The sequence below is a fragment of the Putridiphycobacter roseus genome (genome assembly GCF_003234935.1).
GTDB lineage: Bacteria > Bacteroidota > Bacteroidia > Flavobacteriales_D > Crocinitomicaceae > Putridiphycobacter > Putridiphycobacter roseus.
Genome location: NZ_QKSB01000002.1, coordinates 484,033 through 507,080, shown reverse-complemented (window position 1 = coordinate 507,080; position 23,048 = coordinate 484,033). Strand labels below are relative to the sequence as shown.

Below are 23,048 nucleotides of genomic sequence, written 5' to 3'. Positions count from 1 at the left end.
CTTATTTAATTTTAGTTGATTCTTTTTGATATTTATACAATCCCCATTTAAACCTAGTTTCTTGCCACACGAAATAAAGTACAGGCACGGTAAACATGGTTATAATGTTTAATACCATTCCTCCAAATGAGGGTATAGCCATTGGTAGCATAATATCCGAGCCTTTTCCTGTAGAGGTTAGAATAGGCAACAGAGCTAAAATTGTTGTTGCGGTTGTCATCATTGCAGGTTTTACTCTTCGTAATCCACCTTCTACAACAGCATCTTTTATTTCAGCAATAGAGTTTGGCTTGTTCGATTTAAAACTATCTTTTAAGAAAGTTGCGACCAGAACTCCATCATCAGTTGCAATCCCAAAAAGGGCTAAAAATCCAACCCAAACAGCTACACTTAAATTAATATGTTGTACTTGAAATAAGTCCCTCATATTAGTTCCGAAAAAGTCAAAGTTCAAAAACCAATCTTGACCATATAACCAGATCATAATAAAACCACCTGAAAAAGCTACAAATACGCCAGAGAAAACAAATAAAGAGGTAATTATCGATTTAAACTGGAAATATAGAATTAGGAAAATTAGTACTAAAGCTATTGGTATCACTATACCTAATCTTTTATTGGCTCTTACTTGTTGTTCGTAGTTACCTGCAAATTTATAGGTAATACCAGTTGGAACATTTAATACTCCTTCACTTGTTTTTTTATCGAAATAAGCCTGAGCATCTTTAACTAGCTCAACTTCGGAAAATCCAGCCTCTTTATCGAATAAAACGTAACCAATTAAAAAGCCATCTTCACTTTTTATTGATTGAGGACCTTGCTCATATTTTAACTCTATTAAATCTCCCAAAGGAACTTGTGCTCCAATTGGTGTGGCAATAGATATAGCTTTAATTTTCTCAGGATCATTTCTCAATTCTAAAGGGTAACGTAATCTAATACCATATCTTTCTCTTCCTTCAACTGTAGAGGTCATTACCATTCCTCCAATGGCAGTTTGTATTTGATTTTGAACTTCTACAACAGACAATCCATATTTACTTATAATGTCTCTTTTAATGTCGAGCATCATATATGGTTTGCCAACAATTCGTTCAGCAAATACCGCAGACGATTTAACGCCTTTTACTTCCTTTAAAAATAGTTCTAACTGTAATCCAAAAGCTTCTATCGTTTTTAAATCTGTACCTTTTACTTTAATTCCCATTGGAGCTCTCATCCCAGTAGCTAACATAACCAAGCGAGTTTCTATTGGCTGTAATTTTGGTGCGGATGTTAAGGAAGGTATTTTTGTAGCATTAACTATTTCTGTCCAAATATCGTCTGGAGATTTAATATGATCTCTCCATTGTCTGAAATAATTACCATTATCATCAGGAATTAAATCTCCATTTGCATCCATTACAAATACACCTTTTTTATCCACTTTAAAACGAACTCTATGTCCGTCTTTATCTAGTTTGTATTCAGATTTATAAGAGATTATATTCTCATACATACTCATTGGAGCAGGATCTAAGGAGCTTTCAATTCTGCCTGCTTTTCCAACAACCATTTCAACTTCAGGTATCGAAGAAACAGACATATCCAATAATCTTAAATTAGCTTCATTCATTTCCATTCCAGAGTGAGGCATAGCTGTAGGCATTAATAAGAAAGATCCTTCATTTAAGGATGGCATAAATTCTTGACCTGTATTCTTAAAAATATAAAACCCACTTATTAATAACAGTATCAATAATCCAATAAAGACATATTTAACAGAGATTAGAAAACTTAGAATTTTTTCGTAAAAATGAATTATCACATAGAAAAAACTAATAAGTAGTCCTATAATTAGAACTACGAAAATGAAGTTTGTTAGTTCACTTTTCAATACTCCTAATGGCATCCATGTTTTTGCCAATAGCCAAGCTACAAGTAGGGCATAGGTAATGTTTCTTACATAATCAAATCTTACGATCCACTTTTCTGATTTTTGATCTTTGTAATAACTATTTATTATTCCTCCGACACCTACAACAAATCCAAAAAAACCAAAGAAAGAATAAGATGTAAATAGTAAAGCTATTGAAAACAATACTAATCCTCCATTACTAAAATAACTTGATGTTTTCCCTTTGCTTTTAAACTTGAATAACTGAACTGCTAATGCAGGAATTACAGTAATTGCCAAAATAATGGAAGCAATTAAAGCAAATGACTTTGTGTAAGCTAAAGGTCTAAATAGTTTCCCTTCCGAAGCTTCCATAGTGAAAACAGGTAGGAAACTTACAATAGTTGTAGCTACAGCAGTAATAACAGCAGAAGCAACATCTACGGTAGCAATATAAATAGTTTTTTGAAGTGGTTGATTTTCAGGGGCAATTTTCATTTGGGTAATCATACTTTCTGTGAGTACAATTCCCATATCTACCATAGTTCCAACTGCAATGGCAATTCCTGATAATGCTACAATATTTGCATCAATACCAAAATATCTCATAGCTATAAAACACATAAACACTGCAACAGGTAAGGAGGCAGAAATAAGTAAGGAAGATTTTAAATTTAAAAGCATTAGAATAACCACAATAATGGTAATTAAAACCTCTAGGGTTAATGCTTCTTCTAGTGTGCCTATAGTTTCATTAATTAATTGAGTTCTGTCATAAAAAGGAACAATAGTAACTTGAGAAATAGTCCCGTCAGCTAAAGTTTTACTAGGTAATCCTCCTTTTAATTCTTCAATTTTCTTTTTTACGTTATTAATAATTTCTAATGGATTTGCTCCATATCTTGCTACAACAACACCTCCAACAGCAGGAGCACCACCTTTATCCAATATTCCTCTTCTTGTTGCAGGACCTAGATGAACAACTGCAATATCTTTAATTCGGATAGGAACATTATCAGTTACTTTAACAACACTTTGTTCTATGTCTTCAATAGATTTTACATAACCTAAACCTCTCACAAAGTATTCAGCCATATTAATTTCAAGTGTTTGAGCTCCAATATCAAGGTTGCTTTCTTTGGTAGCTTTCATTACCTGATTAAGCGTTATACCATACGCTTTCATCTTATCAGGATTAACATCTACTTGATATTCTTTTACAAAACCACCTATTGATGCAACTTCTGAAACACCTCCTGATGATTGCAAGGCATTTTTAACATAAAAATCCTGAATGGTTCGCAATTCTTGTAAATCCCAACCTCCAGTTGTATTACCGTCTTTATCTCTTCCTTCAAGCGTGTACCAATATATTTGACCGAGAGCAGTTGCATCTGGACCAAGTGTAGGCTGAACTCCATCTGGAAGTAGATTGGCAGGTAAGGAGTTTAATTTCTCTAAAATTCGGCTTCGACTCCAATAAAATTCGACTTCTTCTTCAAAAATTAAGTAGATACTCGAAAATCCAAACATAGAATTACTTCTCACACTTTTTACACCCGGTATGCCGAGTAGGGAGGATGTAAGCGGATAGGTAATTTGATCTTCTACATCTTGCGGTGAGCGACCCATCCATTTGGTAAATACAATTTGTTGATTTTCTCCAATATCAGGAATAGCATCAACAGCTACGGGATCTCTTGGTAACCAATCTGATTCAAAATTGAATGGAGCTGTTACTAACCCCCAAATGACAAACAAACCTAGCATTAACCATGCTACTAGTTTGTTATCAAGGAAAAACTTGATAATATTATTTAACATATTTAAATTATTTTTTTGATAAACACAGTTAGCCCTTACACATAGCGTGAAGGGAAATCATCAAAAAAATAAAATCAAATACGGAATACTTGGTGTAGGATAGAAATATCCTTTATAATTGGAGGTGGATTGTAATAAGCATAATTTACTTGCTTACTAGCTGTTTTAAAAAGATTAATATTTGGAAATAGAACTATAACAGCAACTAAAACTTGTTGAAATTGTTCTAATGAAAAATCAGAAGTTTCTAATTCGCCACCATTATCAATAACAAAACTCTCATTATGGCAACAGTTACCTTTAACGGTTTCTCTATTATCACAGCTTTTAATTACTTTTTTAGGTGATTCACAACAAGAATGTGATTCTTTTTCTTGTTTAGCCTTCATCATCTCACATGGTTCTGCATCTCCAAAGAAGCTGAAACTTTCTAATTTACCTCCACAAAAATGAATATCCATAGAAAAGCCTATTGATGAAGAAAACATCAAAAAAGCCATAAACATGGCAAGAGCTCTATATGAAAATTTAGTATTCATTATAATCAATAACCTATAACGCAAAGTTACAATTTAAATTGCTGGTATAAAAAAGTTAATATGATATTAATCATTTACTCTTAAAATTATAGCTTTTCTTTTTTTACAAATGAGGGTTGTTTGCAATATATAAAATTCGCTCAAAGTGACGTTCTACAAGGGATGCGTCCGTGTTCTATCCAAGCCCACGGATTGACCCATTTAATTAAAAGCTTCATGGAAACATGAAGCTTTTTTTTGTGCCAAATTTTAATGATAAACTGAACGGGTGAGCAATTTAGTGGGTGCGAAAAGCAATTAAAGCTTGGTTTGTTGGTAAGAAAAAAAAGATATACCGAAAAGTAGCATCTTAAGCTCTTGTTGAATAGGTATACGATAAAATTCCGTTGGATGAAAAAATGAAATACCTGCTGAGGAAACCAAGTAGGCGTTAAGTCTTCTTTTTTAGGGTACAATTCCAATCTACAATTAAAAGCAAGACCCGTGGTGAAATTAGGTAGGAGTGCAGTGTATAAAGACCGCTGTGTCATTTTGAAAAAAAGGAAAAACAAGCCTGTCTTAAACCCGTTTTTTAGAGGAGAAATGCTACCTTTACCGCTTCGAAATAAGGGGGGTAAAAAAATGAATTTAACCATTGAAAATATATTGTTAGTCGGCTCTTTATTGTTGCTAGTCAGTATTTTTGCAGGTAAAACTTCTTATAAGTTTGGGGTGCCAACTTTATTGCTGTTTTTAGGCATTGGTATGTTGGCTGGTTCAGATGGTATTGGTGGTATTCGTTTTGACGATCCCAAAATTGCACAGTTTATTGGTATTGTATCGCTTAACTTTATTCTGTTTTCAGGGGGACTGGATACCAATTGGAGTTCCGTAAAACCTATTCTTTGGGAAGGTATTGCATTGTCTACTATTGGTGTATTATTGACGGCGGTTTCCTTGGGTACTTTTGTTTGGTACATTACGGATTTTACCATTTATGAAAGTCTTTTATTGGGTTCTATTGTTTCTTCTACAGATGCTGCCGCAGTCTTCTCTATACTGCGTTCAAAAAGTTTGGCTTTAAAGACCAATTTAAGGTCGACATTGGAGCTGGAAAGTGGGAGTAACGACCCAATGGCTTATGTATTGACAATCGCATTTTTAACTTTAGTCATCCATCAAGACAAGGGTTTTCTGACCATTATTCCGTTTTTTTTACAACAAATGATTTTGGGGGGACTTGCAGGCTTTGCTTTTGGTCTACTAAGTAAATACATTATTAATAAAATTAAACTCGACTTTGAAGGGCTTTATCCTGTTTTGGTGATTGCCATGATGTTTGTCACGTTTTCATTTACCGACTTCTTAGGGGGGAATGGTTTCCTTGCGATTTATATCTGTGCGGTTTATTTAGGTAATCAAGATCTGATTCAGAAAAAAACGATTTTAAAAATGTTTGATGGTTTGGCTTGGTTGATGCAAATTGTTCTTTTCCTTACTTTAGGACTATTGGTTTTTCCTTCAGAAATTATCCCATACATGGGAATTGGTCTACTCATATCACTCTTTTTAATTGTTATTGCAAGACCCATTGGTGTTTTTATCAGTCTTATGTTTTTTAAGATGAAATTAAGAAGAAGGTTTTATATTTCATGGGTCGGTTTGCGTGGTGCTGTACCAATTGTATTCGCGACTTATCCACTTTTAGCAGGAATTGAAAAAGCAAATATGATTTTTAATATTGTATTCTTTATTTCAGTTTCCTCTATATTAATTCAAGGTACCACACTTTCTATTGTCGCAAAATGGCTACATGTAGGCTTGCCTGAAAAAGTAAAGAAATTAAGTAGCACGGACTTGTTGTTGAGGGGTAGTCCAAGGGCTGAAATGGAAGAGTTTACGATTACTGCCCAATGCTATGCTGTAAATAAGAAAATTGTGGATTTAGGTTTTCCAAAAAATGCAATCATTGCCATGATTAAACGGGATGGACGGTATATTATACCAAGTGGCTTAACTGAAATTGCGGCAAACGACACCCTTATTGTCTTGGCAGATAAGCCCATGGTTTTTGATGAGGTTTGTTCCACGCTTGAAAAACAGAAAATATAAAAGACCATTCGTTTTAAGTAATGGCGTAATTAATAAATAGTGACCAATGTATTTACTAAATCCAATACAAAAAATATTACTGCTGCTTTTGCTGTCCGGAATTTTTTCTTGTAGTTACTTACCAGAGGAAAAGGTGGGAGCGGGAGATTTAATTTTAGAAGAAACGGCGGATTATATTTTACTGAAATCAGCTTTTGTGGATGTTAGTAAGGCTGGGATTGTATTTTACCCTGGCGGTTTAGTGGATCCACATGCTTACATAACTTCTTTTAAAGATTTAGTATTAGAAGATAATCGGGTAGTTGTAATTCTAAAAGTTTCCGCCAACTTAGCGATATTGAATTCGAAAAAAGCATCTTCCGTTATTTCTGAAGTGACCTACATTAACCAATGGATTGTAGGCGGACATTCTTTGGGGGGAAGTACGGCTTGTATAGATGTTTTTAATCATCCAGATAATTTTAAAGGTCTTTTTTTATTGGCGGCATATTCTGTGAATGACCTAGCCGCTTATAATTTACCTTGTGTTTCCATTACTGCTTCTCATGATGAGGTGTTGGAATTGGCTAGTTTTAATGAGAATAAAGTTAATCTACCCGAAGAAATAAACATCAGCTCTCCAGCTGAACTGCCAATTGGAAGTACAGTTGGGAAAACGATTTATTACGAAATTGAGGGGGGGACACATGCCCAGTTTGGTAATTATGGTAGTCAAGAGGGAGATGGCATGGCTATTATCAGTCCGGATGCGCAACAATTATTGGTGATAAAGATGCTTCAAAAATTTTTATTGATTAATCAACTCTAAAAAGTAACAAAGATGAGAAAGCGATTCCTACTTACACTATTGATTAATTTATCTGTTTATTCAGGTTACAGTCAAAATATAGCACTCGACATTAACTCCTTTTATGGGGGGTGGAATAATGAACTATCAGCTTATTATTATGGTGGCGCGGGTATTTCACTTTTGTATGAACATCCCTTAAAAAAAGGAGCCCTTAGCGGTGGGTTTGCATTGCGTACTATCGATTGGGGAAATCAAGTGACGGTGAATGTAGGATATAATGCAACTTATTTGTTAAGGGATAATTGGCGATTAGATGGTGTAAGTACAGTGGGTTTAGGTCTGGCGCTTTTTAAATATAAGCCATTACTGGTTTGGTCATTTGGTTATGTACCTGAATTTACTTGGCTTAGAAAAAAGAAGATTGATTATTCAATGGGACTTGGAATACGCTATTCGAATAGTCCTGCTTATAAAAATTATGGACAAATCTATCAGCTGCTTGAATTTCCAATTAAAATAGGAGTTAAATATCATTTAAAAGGAAAAACACCTGCTTCTGTTGTGCCATAGTTCCTTAAAAATCGAGTGGTTTATTTTGTGCTTACAACGGTAATATTGTCTTGTTTTATTTCGTAAAAGGTGCAGACCAGTACTGGATAAAATAAATACTTAAATAAGGCCTTTTTTAAGTAAGTTGAGGGTTTTCTAAACGACTATTTAAAATAGGGCACTCGGTAGTGATAGAATGAGGTGTTTTTATCTCTTGCTGTTATTAAATTGGTGGCAGGAGACAATTAAAATAATAAAGATGGAAAATGAATTTCTTAAAAGATGGAATGATGTTTATGGCAATGAAGCGTATGCGTATGGACAAAATCCAAATGAATTTTTAAAAGAACAGTTGGCTAACCTCAGTCCTGGTAAAATTTTATTTCCTGCAGAAGGAGAAGGTAGAAATGGGGTGTATGCTGCCGAACTCGGCTGGGAGGTTAGTGCTTTTGATATTAGTGAAAAGGGAAAAAACAAAGCGTTAAACCTTGCCAAAGCAAAGCAAGTGGAGATGGATTATAGGGTAGGAGAATTAGCAGAACTAGGTTTTGCACCAGCTTCTTTTGATGCTATTGCTTTAATTTATGCCCATTTCCCGCCAGAAATTAAGTCTGCGTATCATCAAGCCTTAGGAAAGCTTTTAAAAAAGGGTGGTATTATCATTTTTGAAGCCTTTAGTAAAAGTCATTTAAAATATAGGGCCGAAAACCCAAAGGTAGGTGGACCGGGACAAATAGATTTCCTAGCTTCCATGGCAGAAATAAAAGCAGATTTTAGCGACTTTGAAATTATTGAATTAGAAGAAAAGGTAGTTGAATTAAGCGAAGGTTTATACCATAATGGAAAAGGAGCTGTCATTCGATTTGTTGGCAGAAAAAAATAAATATTACCCGCTGCCAGTTGTTTGGTGACGGTCATAAATAGGAGTAACAATAAGGTCTTTTTGCAGAAAGAAAGACAAAAAAAACAAAACACATGAAAAAGTTAAAAATTGATATTGTATCAGATGTAGTTTGCCCTTGGTGTACAATAGGATACAAACGGTTAGAAAAAGCAATCAACGAATTGGGAATTCAAGACCAGATTGAAATAGAGTGGCAACCTTTTGAGTTAAATCCTCAAATGCCGGCAGAAGGTCAAAATGTAAATGAGCACATTACAGAAAAGTATGGTTCTACATTAGCACAGCAAGTAGAGTCGAAACAAAACATGACTGCAGTAGGTAAGGAGCTTGGTTTTACTTTTGATTATTTTGACGAGATGAAAATGGTAAATACTTTTGATGCACATATTTTGATTGACTATGCAAAAGCATTTGGCAAACAAACAGAACTTACTTTGCGCTTGACTACCGCTTTTTTTAGCGAGAGAAAAGATGTTTCCCAAAGAGATATTTTAAAGCAAGCTTTATTAGATGTTGGTTTAAATGCCGAAGAGGGTATGGCAAGATTAGATGATCCTGAAATGAGAGCCTCTTTGAGTGAGCAGGAAAATTATTGGAAAAACTTAGGTATTAATTCGGTACCTACTTTTGTGTTCGATAGAAAAAGTGCCGCAACTGGTGCCCAGCCTGTAGAAACATTTAAGAAAGTACTTTCCGACTTAATTGCACAATAATTTTAAATGCATTAGAGTAGCAAGGCATTTCCGTAAAATTTAAATTATACAAAGGTGCTTTTCACGGTATTGATGCCTTAGCACGAAAAATAAAAATTGCACAAGATACAAGGCCATTTATTTAGACTCTTTTGTAGCGTTTTAGGATAAATATGTCTTCCTCTAAATATAGGGGAAGGCGTATTGTTTTATCTATGTTTGCGACCATGATATCTCTTGCGGCCATTTATTGTCAAGCAATTTGATTGTGGCGGATTTACTGATTCGACCTTTATTATTCCTAGCCTCAATTGTCTAGTAAATATTTTTCTTAGTGGTTTTAAGGAGACTGAAAGTTTAGAATCTTACGCCGAGTACCGTAACATCATCAATTTGACTTTGGTCACCTTTCCATGCTGCAAAACGAGTAGACAGTGCGGCATTAATTTCGTCCATGGATTCGTTACTGTGGGCTATTAAAAGTTGGTAAAACTGAGAGCGCATGAATTTTTTTTGTTTTGGACCACCAAATTGATCGACATAGCCATCCGTATTTAAAATGACGAGGTCTCCTTTAAATACTGCTATTTTATGGTTGGTAAATGGTTTAAGATTTCTATTAAAGCCAACGTGTTGTCTGTCTCCTTTGATTTCAATTAGAGCACCATCTCGTATAATTATACAAGAACGATTGGCCCCTGCAAAGTGGAGTTCCATATTCTCTTTGTCTAACACACAAAAAGCGACATCCATGCCGTCGTGGATTTGACTCTCCGTATTGGCTCTAAAAAGCTTAATCAGTTTAATTCTTACATAGTCTAAAGCAGCGGCCGGACTTTGAACCATTGAATTGCTAAAGCTCTCTCGAATTAGTCCCATGCAAAGTAAACTTAATACACCTCCAGGAACACCATGTCCCGTACAATCCCCGACTAAAAAGGCAGCCATGCTTTGGAGCTTATTAGTTTTAATATTTTCAATGATGTAAAAATCGCCACTCAGCGTTTCTTTAGGTTGGTAAAAGACAAAATTTTGCTGGATTACCTTTTCAATTTCTATGGGACTTGGTAAGGCCGAGTCTTGAATGTTTTTAGCGTAACTGATGCTCTCGTTGATCTCACGGCTTTGTTTTTGAATAATTTTTTCCGCTACTTTAAAATTGGTAATGTCTCGACAGATACCAGAATTGTGTGTTACTTCTCCATTTTTATCCCGTATAGGAAATGATTTTTCATTGATCCATTTCACGCAATTATCGACAACAATTCGATATTCAATTTCGTAAGGTTCGCCTTCGTTTACAGTGTTTTTAGCATTGTGCAACATGGCTTCGTCTTTATGGTAGGCAAATTTTTCTGTGTGGTTTTGACCGGAATAAAAGAATTCTGTACTTGCACCCAATACCTCCAAACAGTTTTGACTGATGTATTCGTATTTGACTTCTTTAATGTTGTAGAGGTAAAACACATCATTTAAAGTTTCTGTGATCTGTCTTAATGTTTGTTCCTGCCGGGCTATTTTTTCTTGGTTATTAATTTGTTGGGTAACATCTCTTAAAAATGATTGAATGGAAACGACCTTACCGCCTACCTTTTGAACGTTTACAGCACCATCTACGGTAATTTGCGTATTTGATTTTGTGACCATGTTATACCTTACTTTTCCGTTGGGACATTCGCCAGTAGAGATAATCTTTTGCATGAGCGCATTGCAATGTGTTTTACTGTTTTCATGAATAATGTCTAATAAATTCATGTGGCTTAACTCTTTTGCAGAATAACCCAAGGCTTCTTTCCAAGCGGAATTAACGTATAAAAAATTACCCTTATCATCTAGACTGTGGATTAAATCCATGGAATTGTCTATTAATTCGCGGTACTGTTCTTCGCTTTCTTTTAACTTGAGTTGGGTTTTTTTTATCTGATCAATGTCTCTAACGATACCAAAAAAACCTTCAATTTTGGTCTTGCTTGAATCTGTAAATTTGGTTTTAACATGCTGTCCAACCCAAAATTCTTCTCCGCTTTTCTTTATCAATTTAAATTCAAAATAAGATTCAGAAAGTTTGTTAAGAAAAAGGTTGTGGTAATGTTCTTCTACGCTTTTGGTATAAGCGGGTGATATGACGGTTAAAAAACGCTTACCAATTAATTCTTCTTCACTATAACCCAATATGCGTTTAAAAGTAGGGTTGATATAAGTAAATTCGCCTTGGTAATTACTGGTGTAAATTATATCTGTCGCCGTAGTAATGATGTCTTCGAATAGGATTTTAAGCGTCAATTCCTCCGTAATATCTTTTGAAATCCCTATCGTACCAATTACTTTTCCTTTTTCATCCTTATAACTGTTTGCGGATAATTGACAGGTGATAATCTTGCCGTTTTTGGTAATGTTTACCACATTTCCAGTATAGTAACTGCTGTTATTTAATGCTTCAAAAATAAGGTGAAAATCTGCTTTGTTTTGGTAAATGAGTTGAATGTCTTGGTTTAAAATTTCTTTTTTTGAATAACCGAACAACAATTCTGCTGACTTGTTAAAATCGACTATTTTCCCATCATTGTCACAAATGATGATGGCGTCAATTGAGTTATTTAATAATTCCTCATTCCTAGATTTTTGAATACTAATTCTTCTTTTATATTTCAATAAGAAAATTAAAATAATAGTCCCAAACAAGGCAAATAAGGTCGCAAAGACGAGAATAAAACGGGCATACTTCCAGTAGTCTTTTAAGTGTGCAAAAATGTTGGAAACCGCTGCTTTTTCGTTCAGTAGGTATTGGTCGAAATCCGTTTTAGCACTGGTAACCATGGCTAAAAGCATGGACAAACGCTCATTTGTGTTGTAGTTTTTTTGCGCATTAATGCCTTGGATATGGGCAATTAATTTCTCTGTACCAGGAATTTCATTTAAAGATGGACTGTCTTTTTTTAAATCGGCCAATAGATTGTTTAAGGCGAGACTGCTAGAGTTGAAAATGGTGTCAGAAATATTTTCTAGTTGTATGCTAGTGCGTGAAACTACCGAAATGTTGTGGTGGTGCGTATCTATTTTATTTTGTTCCTTTCTTAAAGATAAGATTAAAAAAGTGATAGAAACAACAAAAATCCCTGTAATAATAATACCTACAGTTAAGCCTCCTCGAATAATTTTCTGTTTAATTTGCTTCTTCATTGTTAGCTCTTTAAAGATAGGGTTTACTATGGATTAATGCTATTTTTAAATGTTTTTTTTTAAACTATTTATGTAGATAGTAGGCTAATAAAGAGAAAGGTGCAAGGGGATACAAGTCCTTTTTAGGAAGTTTTGGCACAATGATGTTTTTGTAAGTGGTTGTTATATTGTGTTTTAATGTTTGATGTCTATTTTAAATCGTTGGCATAAGATGTTGGTGATTAGGACCATTTACCCCTTAAAAGGTAATTTTAAATTGGATAATATGCTGCATTGTGTTCGTGCCTGATGAAATGGATTGATGTTGTGTAAAAGAGGAGTGCAAGGCGTACGTTGTGGGTAAATTAATCCGCTTGGCATTCCCTCAGGCGTCGGGTTTTTGTTCTAACCGCACATTCAGTCCCAATAACTGTCGAGATCGAGATCGCTTTAATGTGTGGAAGGCTGAGGTGGGCAGGCTTGCAAGTAGCGGGTGGCTGAGGATTGAATAGTCTGCCGACTATTCAATGGCCTCGAAGCCACGGAGCGGACATCAATACTTCCACCGATTCGCCAAAGCAACCAAGGACAACATTACCGGTACTTCAATTAAAACACCGACCACTGTTGCTAAGGATGCACCGGAGTTTAGGCCGAATATAGAGATGGCTACTGCTACTGCTAATTCAAAAAAGTTAGAGGCACCAATCATAGCGGATGGGGCGCATATATTGTGTTTCAACTTTAAAAAACGACCGGCAAACCAGCTGACGAAAAAGATAAAATAAGTCTGTAAGGTCAAGGGGATAGCGATTAATAAAATGGCCAATGGATTGTTGATGATTTTTTCGCCCTGGAAAGCAAATATCAAGACCAACGTTAGCAATAAAGCCAAGATAGAAATTGGTTTTAATCGCTTTAAAAAGGTGTTTTCAAACCAATCTTGTCCCTTTGTTTTGATCAAAACCCTGTTGGTGATATATCCTGCCACTAATGGAATGACCACAAATACCACTACTGATGTCATTAAAGTAACGTATGGAATGCCGATTACTTCGCCACTGCCATTTAAAAAACTAATGTCGAACCAAGAGAATAATAAACCGACAATGGGTACAAAAGCTACCAGTAAAATTAAATCGTTTACGGACACTTGTACCAAGGTGTAGTTGGCATCTCCCTTAGTGAGGTACGACCATACAAATACCATGGCAGTACAAGGTGCTGCACCCAATAATATGGCGCCTGCTAAATACTGTTCTGCTTCTTCGGGCGTGAGCCATGCATTGTATAATTGGTAAAAGAAAACATAGGCAAACAAAGCCATGGTGAAGGGTTTAATAACCCAATTGACAACTACTGTTAAACCTAAGCCTTTCCAATTACGGGAGACATATTTCAAGGAGGAGAAATCAATTTGTACCATCATGGGGTAAATCATTAACCAGACTAAAATACTGACCGGAATATTTACCGATCCAATGTTCCAATCGCTCAAAACAGTAATGCTGTCTCCAAAAATATAACCAGCACCAATGCCGACTGCAATACATAACAAGACCCAGACGGTCAGGTATTTTTCAAAAAATCCAATTTTTAAATCTTCACTCATTACTTTTTTATTTTTGAGAATACGTAAAACATTTCTGTTGCTATTTGAAAAGAGCGATAATCGTAAAAAGCGGTTTCCAACGGAGAATCGTCGTAGTTTTTTGGGTCTTCGTAGCGGACTGCAATTCTCTTTTCACAGCCTGCCACAAAGGGACAGTTTTCGTCGGCATGAGAGCAGGTCATGATCGCGGCAAAATTACTTGTCGGATTTTTTTCATTATCAAACAATTTCGACCACATATCGAGACGGGTATTTTCATTTGCCCATTCCACAGTATAAACAGGGTTGGTGGCACCTGCTTGTTCTATCTCAAATCCAAACCGTTTTAATGAAGCCACGGCGCGTTCATTAAACGCTGTCACTTCTACACCACCACTAAAACAACTGGCTTCAATGTGGTAATAATCGGCAGCCACTTGTGCCCATATTTGTGCAAATTGGCTTCGTCGAGAATTGTGTGTACAAATAAAGTTGAGTAGAATAGGGGCTTGTGCCGTTTGCTTGGTCTGCACAAATTCCACTAAAATATCTAAATCCTTTTTGCGTTCTGCGGTCAAGTCGTTCAAGTCAATTTTATCGACTACCTGTTTAATCTTTGGAAACATACTTTATAATTTAACAACATCCACCACCTGGTGTGCAAGTATCTCCTGCGTCAGGCGTCAATGCTTTTAATGAAACTTTGATTTTTTCTTCCGGAATACCACATTTATCTTTTGCCAAACAATCTGTTGTTTTTGAAGTCAACAAAAAGTTTCCACCTGCGTATTCTAAACCGAATTTGCCAATGGTTTCACCTTGGTATTCTACTTCAATTTCTTCGTCGGTAATACCCAATTTGGATTCTGATAATTCAATGATGTCAATCAATTTGTTGGGGTGTAAGCGGTGGTCGTAATCGTTTGCTTCCCACAATTGAAAATTCACCACATTTTCGTCTCTCATGGTACCACCACAATCAATGAATCTTTTGTTAATTTGTCCCACTTCGGTAACATGAAAATGATTGGGAACTAAACTGCCGTTTGGCAATTCAAATGCAATGTTTGTTTTGTCTTTTAAGATGTTTTTAAATGCGGATAATTTCATTTTAATAATTTTAATTGTTTTATTGTAATATTACGATAGTTAGATTCAAATTTTTTTAACAGCAATCTTCTCCACCACAACAAATGTGACGATCGAATAAATTGTTAAAGGTATTTTTTACCGACAACCAAGTTTCAGGATTGATGCAATAACTCATGGAAGTCCCCTCAATGGTTCCTTTGATAATGCCCATGTTTTTCAATTCCTTTAAATGTTGACTGATGGTGGCTTGCGCTAGTCCTAATTCTCCCACTAAGTCGGAATTTATACAGGCGTTTGCTTTTAGCAAGTGCTGTAAAATGGCTACTCGTGCAGGATGTGCAAATGCTTTCGCTACCATGGCAATCTCATTTTGCTCTGCTGTAAATAAATCTTTTTTTGTTAAACCCATAACTATATTGCAATATTACGATTAATATTTAAATGGATGTTTTATTTTGTGTTTTTTTTAAAAATTTTCTTAATCCCCATAGTTAAGGCGACCAGTTCATTCAATTGCTATTACTAGCGATCATTACCTCGGTACTTCGGCAAGCACAACGCAACTGTAGGTGATGGATGTCTTGGAATTGAAGTAATGTTTTCCTCCTTGAGGTGCCGCATGAGCTACGTCGAAGTAAAGAATGAAGGAAGATGATCTACGGAGGAAAAAAGGTATAGCGAGAAGAAATAAAGCATTAATTCCGCTAAACCATTCATTGACATAACTAACCGATCACGCTGTGTGGTTAAGTCCCGCTTTTAAATACAACTTTCTATTGTACACAATAATGTATAAAATAAAAAGACTGGTAATGGCTGCAAAAAAGCACCAAACGGAAATGACATTTCCATCTAATAAAACTTTACCCATGGTAAACAATACAATGTTTAGTGCGGCAAGTATCCACATTTTTGGTGTGCTAGATATGGCATTTGGAAGCACAACTGCTGCAAAGTACAAGCTGTGAATAATCCATAAATAATCATTTTGGTAAGGAACTTCATAAAGAATACTATGGTCGACCACAGTTGCGGTAATGTCAAAAATAAAAAAAGTAGACAATAAAATAACGCCGAGTAATAAGCCAATGACCATAAAACCAAATAATATCTTTTTTCGGATTGCTATTTTTTCAACTTTCCAATTGGCATATGGAATATAAAAGGGCCAAATTACCCATGCAAAAAAGAGGTAACTGTATTTACTGAAAGCTAAAAGTTCCGTTGCATTGGATTCAATAAATACCCAAACTAAACCTTCTAAAAATTGGTGAATCCCAAATAGTATTGGAATCATGGCGATAACCCGAAAGGAGTTTGGACTTGCTTTTTTATAGGCGACAACACCAACGGTTGAAATTACTGCTGCTGCTCCAAAACTTACTTCTGCTGAAAAACACATGTCCCAAAGCTAATAATTAAGAATTACTTCTGGTTGATTTTGTGTGAAATAAGTAACCGGGGCTTCGAGTCCACTTTGAGAACTACCGTTCTCAAAGTCCTCAGCCGCCTACGGTTATTGCTTCGTCCCGATTGCTGTCGCTCGCCTCAGTTACCTGCGGTGCGGTGCCTTCGAGTCCCGAGCTATCGCTCGCCTCAGTCACCTGTGGTGCGGTGCCTTCGAGTCCCGAGCTATCGCTCGCCTCAGTCACCTACGGTGATGAACAAAAGTAGCGTGTGGCTGAGGATTGAATAAACGGTAGTTTATTCAATGGACTCGAAGCCAGGAGTGGTATTGTTATTCGAATACAATTTTTTTCACTAAATTGCTTAGCAGGATCATGAAAGGATACATGTACATACTCGAATGGTAGTTATTATACTGGCAGTACAAAATATTTGGAATTGCGTATGAAGCAACACCAAAACGGAGAAGGCGCCAATCATACAAAAAAATATGGTCCTGTGAAGTTGGTTTACGTCGAAGAATTTTCGAGAATTGATCATGCTTTTTACCGTGAGAAACAAGTGCAAGGTTGGAGTAGGAAAAAGAAGGAGGCTTTGATTAATGGAGAAAAGAACTTATTGGAGAAATGGAGTAAAGCTAAGTGGCAGCAGGAAGAATAACCGGGGCTTCGAGTCCACTTTGAGAACTGCCGTTCTCAAAGTCCTCAGCCGCCTATGGTGCGGTGCCTTCGAGTCCCGAGCTGTCGCTCGCCTCAGTCACCTACGGTGATGAATAAAAGTAACATGTGGCTTCAGGACCATTACTATCGCTCGCCTCAGTCACCTACGGTGCGGTGCCTTCGAGTCCTGAGCTATCGATCGTCTCAGTCACCTGCGGTGTTGTTTCGTAGTCGGTGCCTTCGAGTCCCGAGCTGTCGCTCGCCTCAGTCACCTACGGTGATGAACAAAAGTAGCGTGTGGCTTCGAGTCTATTGTGTTGCTTCGTAGTCGGTGCCTTCGAGTCCCGAGCTATCGCTCGTCTCAGTCATCTACGGTGTTGAGAAAAGAGTAACGTGTGGCTGAGGATTGAATAAACGGTAGTTTATTCAATGGACTCGAAGCCAGGAGTGGTATATAACCAAAAAAGCACAAACGATAAACGCCTGTGCTTTAAAATTGCTCATCAGTTGCTATTTTATATTTCCGTGTAAATATGATCTGCGCTATAAGCTACACTAAAGTCATATTTAAAAGTTCTTTGTGCTTGTGGTACACTATTAAAAGTGTTGACTACTCTAAATTGATAGTCTGGGTGTGACACCATGTATTCAATGATGTTTTTTGAGTCTATTTCAAAGGTTAATCTGTCGTATGATTGTCCTACTTCAGTAACGGTATTACAAGTTCCTAATTCTTCAATGTCTGCTGCTTCACCATGGTAGATTTGTAAAGAGGATTTCTTTAAAAAAGTACCCAATGATTCCTGTTCTGTATCCGCATTTCGCTCTTCCATCACAAAAGAAAGTGTGCGGATAGACTGTGTAGTCGATTCTTTTAATTCGTACCCTTCTTTTTGGTTGTCTTGCAGTTGCTCTCGCTTTTCATCTATGTCACACAGAAAATCTATTTTTTCTAAAAACACTACCGACGCTAATGAATCTTCGGCAAATGGACCGGGGTTAATCACAAAGTTATTACTCGATTCGTAATTTAAAATGTCGCTATCCCCCGAAGTGAATAACTCTTTCTTACAACTGCTGGTTCCAATTATTAATGCAAAACTCAATAGTGGAAGTAATATCTTTTTCATGGTTTAAATCTTTTTTATTTGATGGCTACTTTACAATTTTAATGCCAATAATTTTTGAGTGATGAGTGGGGTGGAGCGATCAATTGTCTTAAATGACATGCGTGTAGGAATGGACATAACCAAAAAAGCACAGACGATAAACGCCTGTGCTTTAAAATTGCTCATCAGTTGCTATTTTATTATTCAGTATTCAGTTTTCATAGGGTTAGCACGATAACTGTTGTTAAGTGCGAATAAAAAATGTTTTTGTTGCACTTATACTAAAACAATAACAAACGCTGTGCCAAAAATTAATGGGAGGATGTTTTGGGGGAAAATAGCGGTGCCTTCGTAGTCGGTGCCTTCATAGTCGGTGCCTTCGAGTCCCGAGCTATCGCTCGCCTCAGTCACCTGTGGTGTTGGGAAAAAAGTAGTGTGTGACTGAGGGTCGTATAAACTGCCGTTCTCAAAGTCTTCAGTCACCTGTGGTGCTTCGTAGCCGGTGCCTTCGTAGCCGGTGCCTTCGTAGTCGGTGCCTTCGAGTCCCGAGCTATCGCTCGCCTCAGTCACCTCAGTTTTGAATAAAAGTAGCGTGTGACTTAGGGTTGTATAAACTGCCGTTCTCAAAGTCTTCAGTCACCTGTGTTTTGAAAAAAAAGTAGCGTGTGGCTGAGGATTGTATAAACGGTAGTTCTCAAGGTCTTCAGTCACCTGTGTTGCTTCGTAGTCGGTGCCTTCGAGTCCCGAGCTATCGCTCGCCTCAGTCACCTACGGTTTTGAATAAAAGTAGCGTGTGGTTGAGGATTGTATAAACTGCCGTTCTCAAGGTCTTCAGTCACCTGTGTTGCTTCGTAGCCGGTGCCTTCGAGTCCCGAGCTATCGCTCGCCTCAGTCACCTGTGGTGTTGGGGAAAAGTAGCGTGTGACTGAGGATTGTATAAACTGCCGTTCTCAAAGTCTTCAGTCACCTGTGTTGCTTCGTAGTCGGTGCCTTCGAGTCCCGAGCTATCGCTCGCCTCAGTCACCTGTGGTGTTGGGAAAAAAGTAGCGTGTGGTTGAGGGTTGTATAAACTGCCGTTCTCAAGGTCTTCAGTCACCTGTGTTGTTTCGTAGCCGGTGCCTTCGAGTCCCGAGCTATCGCTCGCCTCAGTCACCTAGGGTTTTGAATAAAAGTAGCGTGTGGCTGAGGGTTGTATAAACTGCCGTTCTCAAAGTCTTCAGTTATCTGTGTTGCTTCGTAGCCGGTGCCTTCGAGTCCCGAGCTATCGCTCGCCTCAGTCACCTATGGTGTTGGGAAAAAAGTAGCGTGTGGCTGAGGATTGTATAAACTGCCGTTCTCAAAGTCTTCAGTCACCTGTGTTTTGAAAAAAAAGTAGCGTGTGGCTTCGAGTCCCGAGCTATCGCTCGCCTCAGTCACCTGTGGTGTTGGGAAAAAGTAGCGTGTGACTGAGGATTGTATAAACTGCCGTTCTCAAAGTCTTCAGTCACCTGTGTTGCTTCGTAGCCGGTGCCTTCGAGTCCCGAGCTATCGCTCGCCTCAGTCACCTATGGTGTTGGGAAAAAAAGTAGCGTGTGGCTGAGGATTGTATAAACGGTAGTTTATACAATGGACTCGAAGCCAGGAGTGGGTATAGCACAAAAAAAACTATCTTTGCCTCATGAACGAAACCGACTTATTCAACAAAGACGCCATGTACTGGCGAGAAGTAAATTTCTTATCTCCAAATGCCAAAGCAATTCTTACTTTAATTGAGCCCATGACCATTAATGGGACAACAACAAACAGCATTGAATGTACTTTATTGCCTTACGAAGTTCACTCAGTAGAATACGATTTAGGTGCAGGTGGTTCTTTCTTAAAAAACGAGGTCAAAACTTGGCCATTTGTCTTGTTTACCGACATTGAATTTTACCTGGACATGGATAACCCTGAAGATGAACGCCAAACCAAAGTGCAATCCGTTTTACACGACAATGTGCAAAGCATTCAAATTTTAGACAAGGACGATAAGGTGGTGTTGGATAAGAAGAAGGTTTAGGAGAGTGATATGAATTTTTAAAAGGCATATAAAAATGAGATTCTTTTGGTTGAGGTCAAATAAAATATCTTATTATCTTTGAAATACAGTTAAATATCTTTCTATGACAGAATTTGAGGAAATAATTGAAGCACTAATTAAATTCAGAGATGAAAGAGATTGGCAACAATTTCATGACAGCAAAAATTTAGCTACGGCGATTAGTATTGAGGCAGCAGAACTGAATGAATTATTTCTTTGGAAAAAGACAAATGATTCGGAGACTGTAAACATTGAACGACTTAAAGAAGAGTTAGCTGATGTGCTTTCATTCTCTTTCTTATTGGCAGAAAAACATGGACTAAATATTAAAGATATTGTCTTGGAAAAGATAAAACAAAATGCTGAAAAATATCCAGTTGATAAAGCAAAGGGAACTGCTAAAAAGTATAATGAATTATAATGTCAGAATCTAATTTAGCCGTAAAACGATATAATTTCGATTCTCAAATATTTGATGAATTCAACAGTTTGCATTATGCCAAGGATTTATGGCCTTTAGTTTACATTTTAAGTGATGATAAATCAAAGGAGGCATATGTAGGAGAAACAACTGATGCTTATTCCCGAATGAAAAGTCATTTAAAACATGACAAGAAGCAACAGTTGACCGTTGTACATTTAATTACAAGCGAAAAATTCAATAAATCCGCAACTTTGGATATCGAATCTAATTTAATCAAATATATTTCAGGAGATGGTAAGTTTAAATTGATAAATGGAAACTTAGGAATTGCTAATCATGAGTATTATCAAAAGCGAGAGGTTTATTGGGGTGTTTTTAAAAGAGTTTGGAATCAGTTAAGGGCTGAAGGTATTTCTAATCATTCTTTGGAACATATTGATAACTCAGATTTGTACAAGTACTCACCCTATAAAACGCTCACAGGTGAGCAAAAAATAGGATTGTTATTAATCATCAATAATTTATTGAGTGATAAATTGAAAAATGTTATTATTGAAGGTGGAGCTGGAACTGGTAAAACTATTTTGGCGATTTTTTTATTCAAATTATTAAACTCAGACAATACAGATTTCAATTTTAAAGAGTTTGGAGCAGAAGAGAATGAATTTATAGTAAAAGTTAAAGAGTTAAAGGCAAAATTTCCCAATCCAAATATGGCTCTGGTAATCCCCATGTCATCATTCCGAAATACTTTAAAAAAAGTATTTAGAAATATTAAGGGGTTAAAAGCTAGTATGGTGGTTGGACCTGCTCAAGTGGCTAAAAACACTTATGATATTGTTTTAGTAGATGAATCCCATAGATTGAGAAGAAGGGTTAATCTTGGGGCTTATTTTGGTGCATTCGACAAGGCTTGCATTAAATTAGACTTAGACAGATATACTGCAAGTGAATTAGATTTTGTGATAAAGCAATCTGATAAAACAGTATTGTTTTATGATGAAGGCCAATCCATTAAACCTTCAGATGTTAAGAAAGAAGATTTTGATAAATTAAAGCAAGCGAGTGATACTAACATAGAGTATCTCAAATCACAATTTAGAGTGAGAGGAGGGAATGGCTATGTTAAATTTATTGACGGTCTTTTAAAGTGTAAACTCTCCTTCGAAAAGCAACTGTTTAAATCAGATGAATATGAATTTTTATTGTTCGATTCGTTAGAAAATATGGTGAGTGAGATTAAACTCCGAGATAAAGAACATGGTTTATCAAGGTTGGTAGCTGGTTATGCATGGCCTTGGATTTCAAATAAAGATGCCACTAAGTTTGATATTAATATTGGAGATGTTTCTTTAAAATGGAATAGTGTCGCAGTAGATTGGGTAAACACTGAAGGTTCAATTAATGAAGTAGGCTGTATACATACAACTCAAGGCTATGACTTGAATTACACAGGGGTTATTTTTGGACATGAAATTTCATATGATAAAGAAAAAGATGAAATCGTCATAAAAGAAGAAAACTACTTTGATAAAAACGGAAAACAATCCATAAAAGACCCTGAAGATTTAAAGGAATACATACTTAACATTTATAAAACAATTATGTTGAGGGGAATTAGAGGGACATATGTTTATGTCTGTGATGATGATTTAAGAGCGTATTTTGCTCAACATTTAGATCAATTTAAATCTAAAGTAGAATCTATCTATCTAGAAGTTGATAAAGTAGTCCCTTTTGAAAATTCTGTTCCACTATACAATTTAAATGCGGCTGCAGGTAATTTTAGTGATAACCAAATTATTGATATCAATGAATTTGACTGGGTTAAAATTCCAAATCATGTAAAAGCATCTAACAATTTATTTGCCTGCAAAGTTTATGGTGAATCTATGAATCAAATAATTCCAAATGGTTCTGTTTGTTTATTTCGAAAATATTCAGGTGGTTCAAGAGACGGAAAAATTGTACTAGTACAACATTCAAATATACAGGATTCCGAATTTGGTGCAGGTTATACTGTAAAAGAATATCATAGTACTAAACAAGGTAAGGAAAATGGACAGTGGAGGCATGGTTCAATTACATTAAAACCGCTTTCAAATGATGAAGGCTACGAAGATATTGAACTTGCTGAAGTTGAAATGGAGGGGTTTAAAGTTGTTGGGGTGTTTGAGTGTGTTTTGTGATTATTATAGAAAGTATTTATTATGGATTAAAATTACTGGTATTATTATAATTTAATAAACACACTAATATTTAAATTTTATTACCTCAGAAAAG

At 36.3% G+C, this 23,048-nt stretch carries 19 protein-coding genes; 9 read left to right on the top strand and 10 right to left on the bottom strand.

Annotation, left to right across the window (positions count from 1 at the left end; translation table 11 throughout):
* Position 1: 1 nt before the first annotated feature.
* Positions 2 to 3,700, bottom strand: coding sequence for an efflux RND transporter permease subunit (locus DNU06_RS06005; RefSeq protein ID WP_111062319.1), 3,699 nt, complete (start codon positions 3,698 to 3,700; stop codon positions 2 to 4).
* Positions 3,701 to 3,774: 74 nt separating this feature from the next.
* On the bottom strand, positions 3,775 to 4,239 hold the full coding sequence (locus tag DNU06_RS06000; RefSeq protein WP_111062318.1) for an HYC_CC_PP family protein: 465 nt from the start codon (positions 4,237 to 4,239) through the stop codon (positions 3,775 to 3,777).
* 621 nt (positions 4,240 to 4,860) lie between these two features.
* Between DNU06_RS06000 and DNU06_RS05995 the strand changes: the two genes are divergently transcribed.
* The 5 genes from DNU06_RS05995 (at position 4,861) to DNU06_RS05975 (ending at position 9,286) form a co-directional block, all read left to right on the top strand.
* A complete protein-coding gene (locus DNU06_RS05995; RefSeq protein ID WP_111062402.1) occupies positions 4,861 to 6,330 on the top strand; it encodes a potassium/proton antiporter in 1,470 nt (489 codons plus the stop codon).
* Positions 6,331 to 6,376: 46 nt separating this feature from the next.
* Entirely contained in the window at positions 6,377 to 7,138 is a 762-nt protein-coding gene (locus tag DNU06_RS05990; protein ID WP_111062317.1) for an alpha/beta hydrolase, read from the top strand.
* A 12-nt stretch (positions 7,139 to 7,150) separates the two neighbouring features.
* Entirely contained in the window at positions 7,151 to 7,690 is a 540-nt protein-coding gene (locus DNU06_RS05985; RefSeq protein ID WP_111062316.1) for a hypothetical protein, read from the top strand.
* 238 nt (positions 7,691 to 7,928) lie between these two features.
* A complete protein-coding gene (locus tag DNU06_RS05980; RefSeq protein WP_111062315.1) occupies positions 7,929 to 8,552 on the top strand; it encodes a class I SAM-dependent methyltransferase in 624 nt (207 codons plus the stop codon).
* Between the two features lie 92 nt (positions 8,553 to 8,644).
* Positions 8,645 to 9,286 carry a DsbA family oxidoreductase gene (locus DNU06_RS05975; RefSeq protein ID WP_111062314.1) on the top strand — a complete coding sequence of 214 codons (642 nt, stop codon included), beginning with the start codon at positions 8,645 to 8,647 and terminating at the stop codon, positions 9,284 to 9,286.
* A gap of 336 nt (positions 9,287 to 9,622) precedes the next feature.
* Here the strand turns inward: DNU06_RS05975 and DNU06_RS05970 are convergent, their stop codons facing one another.
* The 6 genes from DNU06_RS05970 to DNU06_RS05945 all read right to left on the bottom strand — a co-directional run bounded on the left by DNU06_RS05970 (position 9,623) and on the right by DNU06_RS05945 (position 16,509).
* Positions 9,623 to 12,445: a PAS domain S-box protein gene (locus DNU06_RS05970; RefSeq protein ID WP_111062313.1), complete on the bottom strand. Its 2,823-nt coding sequence runs from the start codon at positions 12,443 to 12,445 to the stop codon at positions 9,623 to 9,625.
* Between the two features lie 532 nt (positions 12,446 to 12,977).
* A complete protein-coding gene (gene arsB / locus DNU06_RS05965) occupies positions 12,978 to 14,036 on the bottom strand; it encodes an ACR3 family arsenite efflux transporter (protein WP_199398993.1) in 1,059 nt (352 codons plus the stop codon).
* Positions 14,036 to 14,641 carry a low molecular weight phosphatase family protein gene (locus DNU06_RS05960; RefSeq protein WP_111062312.1) on the bottom strand — a complete coding sequence of 202 codons (606 nt, stop codon included), beginning with the start codon at positions 14,639 to 14,641 and terminating at the stop codon, positions 14,036 to 14,038. The genes arsB and DNU06_RS05960 overlap by 1 nt, the downstream gene beginning before the upstream one ends.
* Before the next feature lie 10 nt (positions 14,642 to 14,651).
* Positions 14,652 to 15,125, bottom strand: coding sequence for a DUF6428 family protein (locus DNU06_RS05955; protein ID WP_111062311.1), 474 nt, complete (start codon positions 15,123 to 15,125; stop codon positions 14,652 to 14,654).
* A gap of 55 nt (positions 15,126 to 15,180) precedes the next feature.
* Positions 15,181 to 15,516: an ArsR/SmtB family transcription factor gene (locus DNU06_RS05950; protein WP_111062310.1), complete on the bottom strand. Its 336-nt coding sequence runs from the start codon at positions 15,514 to 15,516 to the stop codon at positions 15,181 to 15,183.
* Between the two features lie 324 nt (positions 15,517 to 15,840).
* The gene (locus DNU06_RS05945; protein ID WP_111062309.1) at positions 15,841 to 16,509 is read right to left on the bottom strand and encodes a DUF6629 family protein; all 669 of its coding nucleotides are present in this window, start codon (positions 16,507 to 16,509) and stop codon (positions 15,841 to 15,843) included.
* A gap of 449 nt (positions 16,510 to 16,958) precedes the next feature.
* On the opposite strand from DNU06_RS05945, the gene DNU06_RS05940 reads away from it, so the two are divergent.
* Entirely contained in the window at positions 16,959 to 17,174 is a 216-nt protein-coding gene (locus tag DNU06_RS05940; protein WP_233502963.1) for a GIY-YIG nuclease family protein, read from the top strand.
* 514 nt (positions 17,175 to 17,688) lie between these two features.
* Here DNU06_RS05940 and DNU06_RS05935 read toward each other — a convergent pair.
* Both DNU06_RS05935 and DNU06_RS05930 read right to left on the bottom strand, forming a co-directional pair.
* Positions 17,689 to 18,303 (bottom strand): hypothetical protein, encoded by a 615-nt coding sequence (locus DNU06_RS05935; RefSeq protein WP_111062308.1) that lies wholly within the window; start codon positions 18,301 to 18,303, stop codon positions 17,689 to 17,691.
* A 255-nt stretch (positions 18,304 to 18,558) separates the two neighbouring features.
* Positions 18,559 to 18,909, bottom strand: coding sequence for a hypothetical protein (locus tag DNU06_RS05930; protein WP_111062307.1), 351 nt, complete (start codon positions 18,907 to 18,909; stop codon positions 18,559 to 18,561).
* A gap of 1,030 nt (positions 18,910 to 19,939) precedes the next feature.
* Here DNU06_RS05930 and DNU06_RS05920 point away from each other — a divergent pair.
* The 3 genes from DNU06_RS05920 to DNU06_RS05910 all read left to right on the top strand — a co-directional run bounded on the left by DNU06_RS05920 (position 19,940) and on the right by DNU06_RS05910 (position 22,954).
* A complete protein-coding gene (locus tag DNU06_RS05920; RefSeq protein ID WP_111062305.1) occupies positions 19,940 to 20,320 on the top strand; it encodes a hypothetical protein in 381 nt (126 codons plus the stop codon).
* A gap of 103 nt (positions 20,321 to 20,423) precedes the next feature.
* A complete protein-coding gene (locus DNU06_RS05915; RefSeq protein ID WP_111062304.1) occupies positions 20,424 to 20,762 on the top strand; it encodes a nucleotide pyrophosphohydrolase in 339 nt (112 codons plus the stop codon).
* Positions 20,762 to 22,954, top strand: a complete 2,193-nt coding sequence (locus tag DNU06_RS05910) for a DNA/RNA helicase domain-containing protein (RefSeq protein ID WP_111062303.1) — start codon at positions 20,762 to 20,764, stop codon at positions 22,952 to 22,954. Before DNU06_RS05915 ends, DNU06_RS05910 begins: the two co-directional genes overlap by 1 nt.
* The last annotated feature ends 94 nt before the right edge of the window (positions 22,955 to 23,048 follow it).

Bases quoted from the DNA above. Each gene is read 5' to 3' on its own strand.
- DNU06_RS06005 (WP_111062319.1), bottom strand. From the start codon at position 3,700: ATGTTAAATAATATTATCAAGTTTTTCCTTGATAACAAACTAGTAGCA.
- DNU06_RS06000 (WP_111062318.1), bottom strand. From the start codon at position 4,239: ATGAATACTAAATTTTCATATAGAGCTCTTGCCATGTTTATGGCTTTT.
- DNU06_RS05995 (WP_111062402.1), top strand. From the start codon at position 4,861: ATGAATTTAACCATTGAAAATATATTGTTAGTCGGCTCTTTATTGTTG.
- DNU06_RS05990 (WP_111062317.1), top strand. From the start codon at position 6,377: ATGTATTTACTAAATCCAATACAAAAAATATTACTGCTGCTTTTGCTG.
- DNU06_RS05985 (WP_111062316.1), top strand. From the start codon at position 7,151: ATGAGAAAGCGATTCCTACTTACACTATTGATTAATTTATCTGTTTAT.
- DNU06_RS05980 (WP_111062315.1), top strand. From the start codon at position 7,929: ATGGAAAATGAATTTCTTAAAAGATGGAATGATGTTTATGGCAATGAA.
- DNU06_RS05975 (WP_111062314.1), top strand. From the start codon at position 8,645: ATGAAAAAGTTAAAAATTGATATTGTATCAGATGTAGTTTGCCCTTGG.
- DNU06_RS05970 (WP_111062313.1), bottom strand. From the start codon at position 12,445: ATGAAGAAGCAAATTAAACAGAAAATTATTCGAGGAGGCTTAACTGTA.
- arsB (WP_199398993.1), bottom strand. From the start codon at position 14,036: ATGAGTGAAGATTTAAAAATTGGATTTTTTGAAAAATACCTGACCGTC.
- DNU06_RS05960 (WP_111062312.1), bottom strand. From the start codon at position 14,641: ATGTTTCCAAAGATTAAACAGGTAGTCGATAAAATTGACTTGAACGAC.
- DNU06_RS05955 (WP_111062311.1), bottom strand. From the start codon at position 15,125: ATGAAATTATCCGCATTTAAAAACATCTTAAAAGACAAAACAAACATT.
- DNU06_RS05950 (WP_111062310.1), bottom strand. From the start codon at position 15,516: ATGGGTTTAACAAAAAAAGATTTATTTACAGCAGAGCAAAATGAGATT.
- DNU06_RS05945 (WP_111062309.1), bottom strand. From the start codon at position 16,509: ATGTGTTTTTCAGCAGAAGTAAGTTTTGGAGCAGCAGCAGTAATTTCA.
- DNU06_RS05940 (WP_233502963.1), top strand. From the start codon at position 16,959: ATGAAGCAACACCAAAACGGAGAAGGCGCCAATCATACAAAAAAATAT.
- DNU06_RS05935 (WP_111062308.1), bottom strand. From the start codon at position 18,303: ATGAAAAAGATATTACTTCCACTATTGAGTTTTGCATTAATAATTGGA.
- DNU06_RS05920 (WP_111062305.1), top strand. From the start codon at position 19,940: ATGAACGAAACCGACTTATTCAACAAAGACGCCATGTACTGGCGAGAA.
- DNU06_RS05915 (WP_111062304.1), top strand. From the start codon at position 20,424: ATGACAGAATTTGAGGAAATAATTGAAGCACTAATTAAATTCAGAGAT.
- DNU06_RS05910 (WP_111062303.1), top strand. From the start codon at position 20,762: ATGTCAGAATCTAATTTAGCCGTAAAACGATATAATTTCGATTCTCAA.